12 protein-coding genes and 2 tRNA genes are annotated in these 13,242 nt (G+C 53.1%); 6 read left to right on the top strand and 8 right to left on the bottom strand.

The annotated features are described in order from the left end of the window. Positions 1-42 precede the first annotated feature (42 nt). Entirely contained in the window at positions 43-558 is a 516-nt protein-coding gene (gene ribH / locus AC5L4R_RS02430) for a 6,7-dimethyl-8-ribityllumazine synthase (RefSeq protein ID WP_494472218.1), read from the bottom strand. A 220-nt stretch (positions 559-778) separates the two neighbouring features. On the opposite strand from ribH, the gene AC5L4R_RS02425 reads away from it, so the two are divergent. Beyond that, on the top strand, positions 779-1,855 hold the full coding sequence (locus AC5L4R_RS02425) for a cation diffusion facilitator family transporter (protein ID WP_494472217.1): 1,077 nt from the start codon (positions 779-781) through the stop codon (positions 1,853-1,855). A gap of 37 nt (positions 1,856-1,892) precedes the next feature. Here AC5L4R_RS02425 and AC5L4R_RS02420 read toward each other — a convergent pair. Then, a tRNA-Ser gene (locus tag AC5L4R_RS02420) sits at positions 1,893-1,983 on the bottom strand. Positions 1,984-2,152: 169 nt separating this feature from the next. On the opposite strand from AC5L4R_RS02420, the gene AC5L4R_RS02415 reads away from it, so the two are divergent. The 3 genes from AC5L4R_RS02415 (at position 2,153) to AC5L4R_RS02405 (ending at position 5,938) form a co-directional block, all read left to right on the top strand. After that, entirely contained in the window at positions 2,153-3,109 is a 957-nt protein-coding gene (locus AC5L4R_RS02415; protein WP_494472216.1) for a DNA/RNA non-specific endonuclease, read from the top strand. A 166-nt stretch (positions 3,110-3,275) separates the two neighbouring features. Then, the gene (locus tag AC5L4R_RS02410) at positions 3,276-3,656 is read left to right on the top strand and encodes a DUF2147 domain-containing protein (protein WP_494472215.1); all 381 of its coding nucleotides are present in this window, start codon (positions 3,276-3,278) and stop codon (positions 3,654-3,656) included. Positions 3,657-3,859: 203 nt separating this feature from the next. Further along, entirely contained in the window at positions 3,860-5,938 is a 2,079-nt protein-coding gene (locus AC5L4R_RS02405; protein ID WP_494472214.1) for an OPT family oligopeptide transporter, read from the top strand. A gap of 73 nt (positions 5,939-6,011) precedes the next feature. Here AC5L4R_RS02405 and AC5L4R_RS02400 read toward each other — a convergent pair whose 3' ends face one another. From AC5L4R_RS02400 to AC5L4R_RS02390, 3 genes are all read right to left on the bottom strand, one after another. Continuing rightward, complete coding sequence (locus tag AC5L4R_RS02400) at positions 6,012-7,508, bottom strand: aminoacyl-histidine dipeptidase (protein WP_494472213.1); 1,497 nt, start codon at positions 7,506-7,508, stop codon at positions 6,012-6,014. 80 nt (positions 7,509-7,588) lie between these two features. Continuing rightward, positions 7,589-9,106, bottom strand: a complete 1,518-nt coding sequence (locus AC5L4R_RS02395; RefSeq protein WP_494472212.1) for a cryptochrome/photolyase family protein — start codon at positions 9,104-9,106, stop codon at positions 7,589-7,591. Positions 9,107-9,132: 26 nt separating this feature from the next. Further along, the gene (locus tag AC5L4R_RS02390) at positions 9,133-9,855 is read right to left on the bottom strand and encodes an SDR family NAD(P)-dependent oxidoreductase (RefSeq protein WP_494472211.1); all 723 of its coding nucleotides are present in this window, start codon (positions 9,853-9,855) and stop codon (positions 9,133-9,135) included. Between the two features lie 133 nt (positions 9,856-9,988). Here AC5L4R_RS02390 and AC5L4R_RS02385 point away from each other — a divergent pair, with 133 nt between their 5' ends. Further along, positions 9,989-10,168, top strand: coding sequence for a DUF2256 domain-containing protein (locus AC5L4R_RS02385; protein ID WP_494472210.1), 180 nt, complete (start codon positions 9,989-9,991; stop codon positions 10,166-10,168). 77 nt (positions 10,169-10,245) lie between these two features. Here the strand turns inward: AC5L4R_RS02385 and AC5L4R_RS02380 are convergent, their stop codons facing one another. Next, positions 10,246-10,893: a MarC family protein gene (locus tag AC5L4R_RS02380; protein WP_494472209.1), complete on the bottom strand. Its 648-nt coding sequence runs from the start codon at positions 10,891-10,893 to the stop codon at positions 10,246-10,248. A gap of 201 nt (positions 10,894-11,094) precedes the next feature. Here AC5L4R_RS02380 and AC5L4R_RS02375 point away from each other — a divergent pair, with 201 nt between their 5' ends. Continuing rightward, a complete protein-coding gene (locus tag AC5L4R_RS02375; RefSeq protein ID WP_494472334.1) occupies positions 11,095-12,012 on the top strand; it encodes a polyprenyl synthetase family protein in 918 nt (305 codons plus the stop codon). Between the two features lie 18 nt (positions 12,013-12,030). Here the strand turns inward: AC5L4R_RS02375 and AC5L4R_RS02370 are convergent, their stop codons facing one another. After that, complete coding sequence (locus tag AC5L4R_RS02370; RefSeq protein WP_494472333.1) at positions 12,031-12,597, bottom strand: RDD family protein; 567 nt, start codon at positions 12,595-12,597, stop codon at positions 12,031-12,033. A 321-nt stretch (positions 12,598-12,918) separates the two neighbouring features. Further along, positions 12,919-12,995: transfer RNA gene (locus AC5L4R_RS02365), tRNA-Arg, on the bottom strand. Between the last annotated feature and the right edge of the window lie 247 nt (positions 12,996-13,242).

Here is a 13,242-nt window from a genome sequence, read left to right as displayed (position 1 = left end):
CGTCTGCCTTACATTCGGTAAAAAGAGGTTACGGTGAAAAAATTATTCGTCATCGCCAAGCGTGTCGATTTGGTCAAGCACGCCAATCATCTCAAGCGCGACGGCTGCCGCTTCACTGCCCTTGTTGCCTGCCTTGGTGCCAGCACGCTCGATGGCTTGCTCAATGCTGTCGGTGGTCAAAATACCGTTGATGACAGGCAAATCATAATCCAGCCCAATCGCGCCCAAGCCTTTGGCAGATTCACCTGCCACGTAGTCAAAATGTGGCGTGCTGCCACGGATTACCGCGCCTAGAGCGATAATGGCGTCAAATTTGTCGGTTTGGGCAAGGCGTGCGGTTGCCAAGGGAATCTCCCACGCGCCCGGTACGCGCACCACGGTGATGTTGTGGCCTGCCACGCCATGACGCAACAGCGTATCTAGCGCGCCATTGACCAGCGATTCGACCACAAAGCTATTAAACCGCCCGACAACAAGCGCGACGCGGGCATGGGATTGGGTGTGGAGCTCACCGTGTAGGTGCTGCACTTGGGCAAGTTGGTTGGGTAAATTGGTCATAATTGTGCCTTTAATGGGTTGTGTGATGATGGTTTTTCACCTAAGCTAAGCTAAAAAAACGCGTGCGGTTGTTCGCGCCAGTTAGCGGCTATCATAGCATTTTTTATGGGTAAAGTCTTACCATTCCATCTTAACGCCTTGTATTTGATCTAAAACCGCTGTCATCAAAACGTCATCTTTTGGCGATAAAGTAAGCACGTGTACCACAACCTTATTTTTTATGCCAATCCCATCTTGTCCCAATCCACCCAACGCGCAGCGATTTGCCAAACGCGCCTTATCCCAACCGCTTAAAAACATCCACCCTCTCCCCACAAGCATTCCACACTTAGACTGCTGCAGCGATGTGGCAACCCATGACGATATGACCCACGCACCGACTGGTCAAAAGGCGGCTTATAACCCTGATCTTGAACGCCGCGCGCTGCAATACTCGCTGATTGGTACGTTTGTCATGTCCATTATGGGCTTGAGCGCAGGGATTTTTGCCCATTCGCAAGCGATTTTGCTTGATGGCATGTTTTCGGTGCTATCAATGGCGATGACGGGGCTGGCGTTGTTTACCACGCGGCTGGTGCATCGCCCCGATGATGCGCGCTTTCAGTTTGGCTATGCTCACCTTGAACCTTTGACCACGGTGCTACAAGGGCTGTTTGTGTTGGCAGTGTGCGTGCTGGCACTGGTGTCGGGGTTTGAGGCCTTACACGGCAACAACGAGCCGCTACGCTTAGATATCGCGTTTGGCTATACCTTGGTGACGGCGGTGTTGTGTTTGCTGAATTATCGCTATCTGAAGGTGGTTGGGCAAAAAACAGGCTCAGAAATCATCCGTGTTGATGCACATGAATGGCTGATTGATGGGTTATTGACCGCAACGCTGTTGGTCGGGTTTATCATCGCGCTGCTGCTTGCGCCGACGCGTTTTGGCAAATTTGTGCCGTATATTGACCCGATTTTGACGATGATTTTGGCAGTCATTGCCAGTATCGTGCCTTTAAACATCGTCCGCAAAAATATCCAAGAGGTGCTGCTGGTCAGCCCCGATGACATCAACCGTCGCTTGCGCGATTGGCTTGGCGAATTGGCGCGTGTGTATGATTTTGCCGATTATAGCTGCCATTTTGCCAAATCAGGGCGGCAATATGATATTGAAATCAATATTTTGGTGACGGACAACGAACGCTGGACGCTTGATGCGCAAGATGCGGTGCGCGCGGTGATTGAGCGTGAACTAAGTGAGCAGTTGGGTGAGGTGTGGCTATCGGTCAGCTTTACCCGTCAGGCCAAGTGGCTGTAAGATTAGCCGTTTGGCTAGGTAGGATTTAGCAAGAATTTGGCGGTGAAAGAGGGATTCGAACCCTCGATACGCTATTCACGTATACACACTTTCCAGGCGTGCGCTTTCGACCACTCAGCCATTTCACCGTGACATCAGCTGTGCTACAGCGCAGGGCAAAACCTGCCAAATGCCAGCTAAAGGACGTTTATTTTACCCAAAAAATCGCGCGTTGTCATGTATAATCAGCATTTTTTGGTGCAACGTTTGGTAGGCGCGTTTTAACAAGCGCGTTTTGGGCGGATATAGGCGGACAAGATGAAAGCGGCAATTTCGGCAAATTTTTTGACGTTTATCCTTGGTGTGTTGGTTAGTGTCGTACCCATCTTGCAAGCCGCTGCCAAAACCAACGCTACCGCGCCTGCTGCCGATTTGGCAATGTACCGCCAAAAACACCTTGCTCAGTGCGGTGACAGCTACCTACAACGCCAAGCCCCAAAACTTGTGCGCAAAACCGATGTTGAGCTGTATTATCTGTGCTTTGATGGGTTTGCGGTCGGCTATTCAGGCGTGAGCCGCACGGCGCTGTGGTCGGCTGAGCACTTGACGCGCGCGCGAATTAAAGCCGCCCAACAGCTTGAGCGCGTCAATAACTTTCATGAAGAAAGCCGCTTGCCTGATCGCGTCAAGGCGCGTTTATCAGATTACAAAAACACCCCGTATGACCGTGGGCATTTATCGCCCAATGGCGACATGGCAACGCCTGAGCAGCAGTACGACAGCTTTAGCCTAGCCAATATTGTGCCACAAAACCCGACGCAAAACCGCACCACGTGGCGTAATCTTGAGAGCCAAACGCGCTATTTGGCGATAACATACGGCAATGTTTATGTGGTCACGGGCGCGACGTTTGAGGGCAATTCGGTCAAGCAGATGCGCGGACGCGTGTTGGTACCAACACATTTGTTCAAGGCGGTGTATGTGCCCAAACTTGGGCAAGCAGGCGTGTATTACGCGCCCAATGATGACAGCCAGCGCGTGCAAATCATCAGTCTTCATGACCTCACGCGCCGCAGCGGGCTTAGTGTCATGCCAAATTTGCCATCCCATGTGCAAGCACAGGCGTTGGATTTGCCACTTAGCCAAGAGGACAATCCCACCTCACGCAAGCCGCCTGCCAACCACACAGGCACTGACGCGGGGTTTGACTGGCAGCTCATCGTCAATGTCATCGGTGTGATTGGTGCGTGGCTACAAGCCTTGCTAAAAAGCTAGCCCAAACCAGCGATCATCACGCTACAAAAAACTTCAATAAACGCTTTACGGCAAGCAAAATTGGTCTATAATGCCAGTTATGACCGCAAAACATCTTTGGCGGTCTGTCAAGGCAGAACAGGTAAGTTCGCCTATTGCCAACAGGACGACTTAACAAGGAATGTGTATGAAACGTTTGAGCAAAACCGCTATCATCGCGCTGGCATGTACCAGCGTCACCGCTTTTGCAGCCGAGCCGCTGGTTGGCGTTTGGCAAACCTTTGAAGACGGCAAACCCAAGGCGCAAGTCCAAATCAGCGACGCAGGCGGCGCGCTATCGGGCGTGGTTATCGATGGCAATTCTGATAAAGCCAAAACCTATGTCGGGCGCACCGTCATCAGCGGACTTAAAGCCGATGGCAACGGTAAATACAGCGGCGGCACGATTACCGACCCCGTCAATGGCAAATCATATAAGCTCACCGCAACGCTATCGGGCAATAATTTGGCACTAAAAGGCCATTTAGGCCCATTTAGCCGTACGCAAAACTGGAAGCGCGTCAAGTAAGCTTACGCGTTGGGTGTCAAAAAGCCGAGCCAATGGGTTCGGTTTTTTTGTTGGTGTCTTGGCACGGATTGGGCGACGGGCGCGTCAGTCAAACGCGCCGCTATTCTTTACGCGCCAAAAAACAGTATAATCACAGGTCTTTTTCGGTGATTTTTAGTGGCTTTTGATTCAAGCGTTTTTGTCTAAGCTAGGGAAGTTAAGCGATGCAGCCTCTACCCTCTACCCCCGTCAGCGCACCCACCGCCGCCGATGTCAAGGAACTTACCTTGCGCGGCATGGTACTTGGTGCGCTCATTACGGTGATTTTTACCGCGTCGAATGTTTATCTTGGGCTTAAAGTTGGGCTCACGTTCGCCTCGTCGATTCCTGCGGCGGTGATTTCGATGGCAGTGCTCAAGTTTGCCAAAGATAGCAATATTTTAGAAAACAATTTGGTTCAGACCCAAGCGTCAGCAGCAGGTACGCTGTCGTCGATTATTTTTGTGTTGCCTGCGCTGTTGATGCTCGGCTATTGGACGGGTTTTCCGTTTTGGCAAACCACGATGTTGTGTATTGCAGGCGGTATTTTGGGCGTGGTGTTTACTATTCCGCTGCGCTATGCGATGGTGGTTAATAGCGATTTGCCGTATCCTGAAGGCGTGGCAGCGGCGGAGATTTTGCGTGCTGATGACAAAACCAGTCACGTGGTACACACAGGTGAGGCTGCCCAAGCGTCCGCGACTTCTTCCGCTTCGACAGGTGCTAAAGATATCGCGCTTGGCGGTTTGTTGTCGGGCACGGTGGCGTTTTTGACGGGTGGTTTACGCGTGTTGGCGGATTCTGCTGGCTATTGGTTCAAGGCAGGGTCGGCGATTTTTCAAATCCCGATGGGGTTTTCCTTGGCGTTATTGGGCGCAGGTTATTTGGTTGGTATTGCTGGTGGTATCGCGATTTTGCTTGGCATTGCGCTGGCATGGGGTGTGGCAGTGCCGTGGCTAAGTAGCGGTATGGCGCAGCCAAGCGATGTTGAGATGACCGCGTTTGCCATGCAGTTGTGGAAAGAAAAAGTGCGTTTCATCGGCGCAGGTACGATTGGCATTGCTGCAATTTGGACGCTTTTGACGCTGCTGACACCGATGGTTGAGGGCTTAAAACTCTCGATGCGTGCCTTGAAGGGCGGCAACACGGCCAGTCAAGCGCGCACCGAGCAAGATTTGTCACCCAAGGCGATGATGGGCTGGGCGGCGGCTATGGTGTTGCTGCTTGCGGTGGTGTTTTATCAGTTTGTCGCGGCAGCAAGTTTGCCTGCGGGGCTGGCATGGCTGTTGGTGGCGGTGTGTACGCTGCTGACGTTTGTCATTGGGTTTTTTATCGCGGCGGCGTGTGGCTACATGGCAGGGCTGGTGGGTTCGTCGTCCAGCCCGATTTCGGGGATTGGCATTGTGTCAATCGTGGTGATTTCGTTGGTGTTGCTGCTGGTCGGTAATGCGTTTCCCGATTTATTGGCGACAGGTGATGGCAAGTTTGTCACCGCGTTGGCGCTGTTTTGTGGCTCGGCGGTGCTGTGTGTGGCGACGATTTCTAATGACAATTTGCAAGATTTAAAAACGGGTTATTTGGTGCAAGCCACACCATGGCGGCAGCAAGTTGCCTTGATGATTGGTGTGGTGGTGGGCGCGATGGTGATTGCGCCTGTGTTGCAGCTACTGTATCAAGCGTACGGCTTTACGGGGGCGTTGCCGCGCCCTGATATGGATGCCGCACAAGCACTTGGCGCACCACAAGCCACGTTGATGACGACGATTGCCAAGGGCATTTTTACCCACAGTTTAAGCTGGCATTATATCATCATCGGTGCGTTGATTGGGGCGGTGTTGATTGTGGTGGATGCACTGCTGCGCAAAACATCGGCAGGCAAATATAGCTTGCCTGTGCTGGCGGTTGGCATGGGGATTTATTTGCCACCGTCGGTGAATATGCCGATTTTTGTCGGTTCGCTGTTGGCATGGTGGCTTAAGCGTCGCATTGCTGGCCGTGCCGCGCCTGCCCAACGTGAGGCCGCGCTCAAAGCCGCTGAGCGTCGTGGGACGCTGTTTGCTGCAGGTTTGATTGTTGGTGAAAGCTTGGTCGGTGTCATACTGGCGTTTGTCATCGCCGCATCGGTGGCAACGGGCGGTTCGGACGCGCCGCTGGCGATTGGGCTTGATGATTGGGATACCGTCGGTCAATGGCTGGGCTTGGCGGCGTTTGTCGCGGCGATGATAGCCTTGGCAAGGCGCGTGCTTGCCAGTCGGGCTGATTAGCGCCCCATCACACCACAATCCCTGCCAAATGCGCAGGGATTTTTTGTGCGTTTGTGCCGCTGTTTTTAGATTTTTAGAGGGATTTTAAAACATCTAGCAGTACTTGCCACGTTTTTGCCACGCTGGCGATTTCGACGCGCTCTTTGGGTGAGTGCGCCGCACGGATGTTAGGGCCAAATGAAATCATATCCATGTTGGGCGCTTTGCCTTTTAAGATACCACATTCTAGCCCTGCGTGAATCACTTGTAATTTGGGCGTATCTGCAAAGTGCCGTGCCATGCTATCACGGACAACGCCCAATAGCTGTGAGCTGGGGTCAGGCTGCCAACCAGGGTAGTCATCACTTAGCGTCAGCCTTGCCCCTGCCAAATCCGCCAAGGCTTGTAGGCGTTGGCTGACATCGTCTTTGGTGGTTTGTAATAGCGAGCGCATCAAGCAATGCACCGTCAGCTGCGCGTTATCGGCCTGCTTGCTGGCCGCAAGGGTCACCACCCCCGTGCTGATGGAGGTTTCAACCACGCCTGCAAAATCATCACTCATCCGCAGCACACCATTGGGCAAACTGCGCAACAAATCCAACACGCGTTTGCTATCAGCAAGCGACAAGGCAAGCGGCTGCTTGGTGCTGGTAGGCTCAGCGGTGAGGGTCAGGCTTGGCTCGGCAGTGTGTAATTCAGCTTGCAAGGTTGCCAGTATGGTAGGCACGCGCTGTGCAATTTGTGCGTGGTCACCAAAGACCACCGCGGTGGCCTCACGGGTGATGACGTTGCGCAGCACACCACCTTGCCAGCTCTGCAAATACAATGGCAACTCGGCCGACAATATCGCCAACACGCGCGCCAACAGCAAGTTGGCATTGCCCAAGCCTTTGTGAACATCAATCCCCGAATGCCCACCTTGCAAACCTGCCACACTGATAGCAACGGGGGTGGCAGCTTGCACAGGTTGCCACGCCGCGGTGAGCTCAAACGTCGCATCGCGCCCACCTGCACAGCCGATGAACAGCTCGCCTTCGTCTTCAGAATCCAAATTAATCAGCGCAGGCGCGGTCAGCCAGTCGGGGCTCAGCGCCTGCACACCGCCCATGCCGACTTCTTCTTCACAAGTCAGCACAATATCTAGTGGCGGATGCACGATATCATCGCTAAACGCCACCGCCAATGCCATCGCCAAACCGATGCCATTGTCCGCGCCCAACGTGGTATCCGTCGCCCATACCCAGCCATCTTTGACCACAGGCCGAATGGGATCTTGAACAAAATCATGGGTCGAATCACGCCCCTTTTGTGCCACCATATCAAAATGCGCCTGCATGGCAACGCGCGGACGCTGCGCCATCGTCGGGTTTAGCGACCTTGCAGGTTTTTGAATCAAAATATTGCCTTTGGCATCTTGTTGCACCGTCAAGCCATACGCTTGCCCGCGGCTTTTGACCGCGTCAATGATAAATTCACCAAGCTTGTGCTCATGAAACGTCGGATGCGGTATGGCGCAGATATCAGCAAACCACCGCCACACAGCGGCTGGTTCAAGTTGTGCGACGGGGGATGGCGTGGTAGAAGTGGTCATGATTTGCCTTATTGGGGATTAAACACTTATTTATGGTTAAAAACTTACCGTTAAAAAATATTAAAAAAATTCTAGCCAAATTACCGCTTAAAGGCCTCAATGGCAAGCCTGCGCGTCACCTTGGTTGCTGTCTGTAAACGCGGATAGTCAATGCCAGCCGTCGCCGCCAGATGCTTTTGCAACTTGGCTTCATCGTGCAGAATTTTGGCAGGAATAGCGGCAAGCTTAGGCAGCCAATGCTTAATAAACACCGCATCCGCATCATGGCTTGCCGCTTGGCTAAACGGATTCATCACCCGAAAATACGGCTGCGCGTCTGTCCCCACCGATGCCGACCACTGCCAGCCGCCGTTGTTGCTGGCAAAATCGCCATCGACCAGTTGCTGCATAAAATAACGCTCGCCCCACCGCCAATCAATCAGCAAATTTTTGGTCAAATACATCGCCACCACCATACGCAGCCGATTGTGCATAAAGCCTGTGGCATTCAAACAACGCATCGCGGCATCAACCAACGGCACACCCGTGCGCCCTGCACACCACGCGGCAAAATCATCCGCATCATAACGCCATGCCACCGCCGCATCGGTTGCCACCAAAAACGCCTGCCCCTTGACGATATCGGGACGATTGACGATGACATCAACATAAAAGTCACGCCACGCCAGCTCGCTAATCCAGCGATAGATATCTTGCTGTGCGTCGGGCAACACGTCTAACTGATCACAGGCTGTGACATAACACGACCGCGCCGACAGTATCCCCACCGCCAAATACGGCGATAAACGACTGGTTGCGCCCAAGTTGTCGTGCAAAGCAGGCACATCGCGCGCGCGGTTGTAGTCAGCGATATCACGTTGCAAAAACTCATCCAACCGTGCTTGCGCTGCCGCCTCACCTGCAGGGTATAGCGTTTTACCCAAAGCTTGCACCTGTGCCAGTTGGTTGTCAAACTGTGCACTTGGCGCATACCACGCTTGATAAAACTCGGCAATGCTGAGCGCCTGACGCGCTGGGGTCAAGCGTTGCGCCAATACCGTGGTATCTTGCCCACTGGCTTGCGGCCTATCGGCAAGCGTCAAGGGCGCGGCTTGCAATAATGCCAGCCAACGCTTATAAAACGGCGTAAACACCTTGTACGGCTGCCCTTGGTGGGTCAAAACCCGCTGCGGGGCGACAATCGTGCTGTCATCGTACCAATGCGTTTGGATACCGACGCGCTCGGCATGGGCATGGACATAACGGTCGCGGCGGATTTCACGGTCTAGGTACTCACGGTTGGCAAACACTTGCCGAATGGCGTTTTGTTGGCACAGTGCCACCACATCTTGTGCCTGTGCGGCAAAATCCGCCACCGTACGCACCACCAAGCCGATGCGCAAGGCGGCCAAATCCTGTTTAAGCTGCGCAATTTGGCGCAAAATCAAATCAATCTGCCACAATGACTTAGCATGCCGCTGCCACTGACTGGGCGTAAGATACACCACCGCCAATACCCCTGCGCCTGCCTGCTTAGCCGCCTGACAGCACGCCGCCAACGCGGTGTTATCAATGATGCGCAAATCCTGCCGCAACCAGATTAAAAAATTGTCCGCCATGCTCTTATCCGTTCGCTGATGAATTTTTAGGGTAAAATCTCTTGTCCATCCCACGCCCAAATTTTGCCCGTGTCATCCGCGCTCAGCCCATCTAGCACGTTTAATAACGCATTGACCGAATACTTAGCGTCAAACAGTTTGCCTTTGGCGACGTTTTTTTGAAACGGCTGAGACAATGCGCTAGCCACCGTACCAGGGTGCAGCGCGACGACAACCGCCTGCGGATTTTTGCGCCGCAGCTCAATGCTTAAGGTCTTGACCGCCATATTGAGCGCGGCTTTAGCCATGCGATACGCGTACCAACCGCCCAGCCGATTGTCCGAAATACTGCCCACCCGTGCCGACAGCACGGCAAACACCGATTTGGCATTGCGATTGAGCTTGGGCAAGGTATATTTGGCAAGCAACGTCGGGATGACGGTATTAACATGAAACGCGTTGTGCAACGCGTCGGCATGGATGGCATGCAAGGTTTTTTCGGGCGCTAAGCCTGCCGCATGGTGCAGCACCCCAACAGCAACGATGGCGCAATCAATCGGCACGGTCTGCGCAATGGCATCAAGCAAAGCCGCAATCGCGGTTTCATCGTCAAAATCAAGCGCGTGGCTTATGATATTGGCTTGGGCAAAGTCCACCGCATGGCGGCTGACCGCATGCAGCGTTGCGGCAGGATAACGCGCTGACAACGTCTGGCAAAACGCCTTGCCAATCGCACCCGACGCGCCAAAAATCACGATATTTTGCATCATCCACCAGTTATTTCATCAGCTGACCGTTAAAAATATTTAACCCCTAACAGCCAAACCCATTTTACTTGTTTTTGTGGCAAGCCAACACCAATAAGCCGTATTCACCACTTTAAACAAACCGCCAGCCCATACCATGCCAACATCTGCCCAAAAAACCAGCCACAAAATACGCAAAAAATCTGACTTACCCAGTAAAATTTGCCCCGTATGCCAACGCCCGTTTGTGTGGCGCAAAAAATGGGCACGCGATTGGGATAACGTGGTGTACTGCTCCAAACGCTGTCAAGGTATGCGGCATCTCACCGCACGCTAGCCCAACAGGTTGTTTAGGCAATTTCAACTTTTTTAGGCGCGTTAAGCCAACTGTGGGAACTAAGCCAACTGTGGGAACTAAGCCAACTGTGGGAACAATGTGCGCAGGCCTGCCACGATAATTTCCACCGCCAATGCCGCCAGCAGCATACCCATGACGCGGTTTAACACATTGATGCCCGTATCGCCCAAAAATCGGCTGACCTGCCGCGCCGCACTAAAACTTAAAAACGTAAACACACTAATGAGCAGCCCTGCGGTGATAATCGCCAGCGTTGCCTTATAACCCTGCCCTGTTTGCTGCCCCTGCGCTGCATAAATAATAACCGTCGAAATCCCCCCTGGGCCAATAATCATCGGGATAGTCAGCGGTACAATCGCCGCCGACGTGCCCACAAACGCCTTGGGGCTTAGCTCGTCAGAATCCTCAGACGGCTTGGCGATATTGCCTGCACCGTTCATCATCCCAATGGCAATCAACAGCACCAACAAGCCACCTGCCACACGAAACGACCCCAACGAAATCCCAAAGATTTTAAGAATCAGCTCACCTGCCACGGCAAAAATTATCACCGTAATCAGTACCGTTGCCGCTGAGATAAGCGCGACTTTGCGTGATTGCTCGCTGGTTGCGCCCTCGGTGATACTGATAAACATTGGCAACGCCGAAATCGGATTGACCAGCACAATCAACGCAAAAAATATCTTTAAAACCTGCCCATCCATCGTTTGTACTCTGTTTTTAATTTAAAATCTAAAATAATGGCATTATACGAAGTTTGGTGCAACTGTTTTGGGCTGTTTGGTAGTTGGCTTGTAGCCTTGAGTCACACCCCATAGCCGCCAGCGGGTGTGGCGTTTTTGCACGGATTTTACGCGGACGGCATTGCATTTTGGCGGCGTTTGGTGTAGCTTAACGCCATGTCTATGACCGCGCCCGACTTGACGTTTCACGCCTTTGCCCAGCCTGTGCTTGCGCAGCTTGAGGCGGATATCCGCACTTATCTTGACGATAAACACCTGCCGAACCCACTGGGGGCAGCCTGTCTGTATGCCATGACCAATGGCGGCAAACGCGTGCGTCCGCTGTTGGTGGCAAGCAGTTTTGCCAGTGTGCAAGCGGTCACTGACGCAAAAGCCGCGTTACCGCCCACGGTACGCGGTGCGATGCTGGCGGTAGAATTGCTGCATGGTTATTCCTTGGTGCACGATGACCTACCGTGTATGGATGACGACGACTTGCGCCGCGGTCGGCCAACCACGCACATCGCCTTTGGCGAAGCGACAGCACTGCTGGCAGGCGATATGCTACAAAACTTGGCGTTTGAAGTGTTTGCCGCCCCTGCGTTTTTTGGCCAGCAGGATACCGCGCTTGGTCACAGCCTGCTTGCGACCTTTGCCCCTGCCGCGCGGCGGATGATTGTCGGGCAAATGCTGGATCTAAATGGTGAGCACCGTGACCTTAGCCAAACCGAACTTGAAGCCATTCACCGCGACAAAACGGGTGCGCTGATTGCCGCCAGTGTGACCATGGGCGCGCTGTGTGCACAAGCCGATGCCGCCACGCTTGCCGCTGTGACCACATTTGCCGAACATATCGGCCTGGCCTTTCAGGTGCAAGACGATATCTTAGACGTTACCGCCGACACCGCCCAACTTGGCAAACCTGCAGGCAGTGATGAAAAACTGGCAAAATCCACCTACGTCAAACTGCTGGGCGTGGCTGGGGCGCAGGATTATGCCGAAAGCCTGTTTGCCCAAGCCCATGCCGCGCTTACCAGTGTGCTGCCTGCCGACAGCCTCTTGCACCAACTGGCCAACTGGCTGTGGCAACGCCAAAAATAAACCCATATCAAGACAAAATCAGCGATTTTTTTTGCGAAATGACGCAAAAATACCCTCGTGTTGGATTTTAGGCATTTTTAGCGTTACCGTATCGGTCAATACATCGTGCAATGCCATGCCCTGTTTATTGACATAAGCAAACAAATAGTTGCCAAGCATACCCAAAAACGCGCTCAATAACAGCGCGACGCGGTCATGATAAATCGCAAAGCCTGCCATGGCACACAGTGCAGGCAGCACACACGCCGCCAAAATCCGCTGCACACTGCGCCGCCATGTCAAAAGCGCACCATCGCGCTGCACGGTTTTAAGCCGCCAACTTTGCATGCCCAACGTCTGCCCCGCCAGTCGCCAAAATATGCCATAAAACCCAATCAGCGTCAGCACAAACGACGGCGTTAGCACCAAATTTTGGTACCACGCAGGCAGAACCTGCGCATCTTGCGCGCGCGTGCCAACAGGCAGCAGCAGGTTTGTGCCAAGTGCAATCAACACCAACGACACAAAAAACAACAACGCCAAAATCAACATGCCGTCGTACAACATCGCCGCCAAACGCACCGCCACGCCTGCGACTTTGGGCATCTCGCCTGCGCTATCAGGCGGCTGGTGGGTATCAGGTGGCACAACAGAGCGGCTTGGCATAGTGTCTTATTCAATGCTTGGTGGGGTGGCTGGTTGGATGTTGGCGATTGACCTTGCGGTGCGGCGCGTGGCGGCAGCCTGCCGCCGATTGTACTAAGATTTGGCAAAAATAGCCATGATTTTGCGGTGATTTGGCTGATGGTTTGGTGCAGCGCGCGCCCTAACGACTGGATAGACGTTGCGTTTGGACGAATTTTAGGCATAAAAAAATCGCTTAACTATACCAGTTAGCGATTTTTTACCTTAAAAAGGTAGTATCAGTGGCGCGCCCGGAGAGATTCGAACTCCCGACCCCCAAGTTCGTAGCCTGGTGCTCTATCCAACTGAGCTACGGGCGCTTGTTTGATGTCAGCTTATTTGATACTAGCATCAAAGTGGGCGATATTATAACACCCTTTGGCAGGCTGTCAAGTATTTTTTGCTAAAAATTTTAACTTTTTACTTGCTGCCAGCCAACCTTGACTTCCTCCCCTCCCTATCGTTCGGGGATTCCTTCTGCAAGACGGTGAAGCCCCACCGCAAACCTAAGACAATGGCAACCGCCCGTACGACACACCGTACATCTTAGGTTCTTATTTTAAGCTA

The organism is Faucicola sp. SE7633 (assembly GCF_059264685.1).
This window is presented reverse-complemented; position numbering and strand designations above follow the sequence as displayed.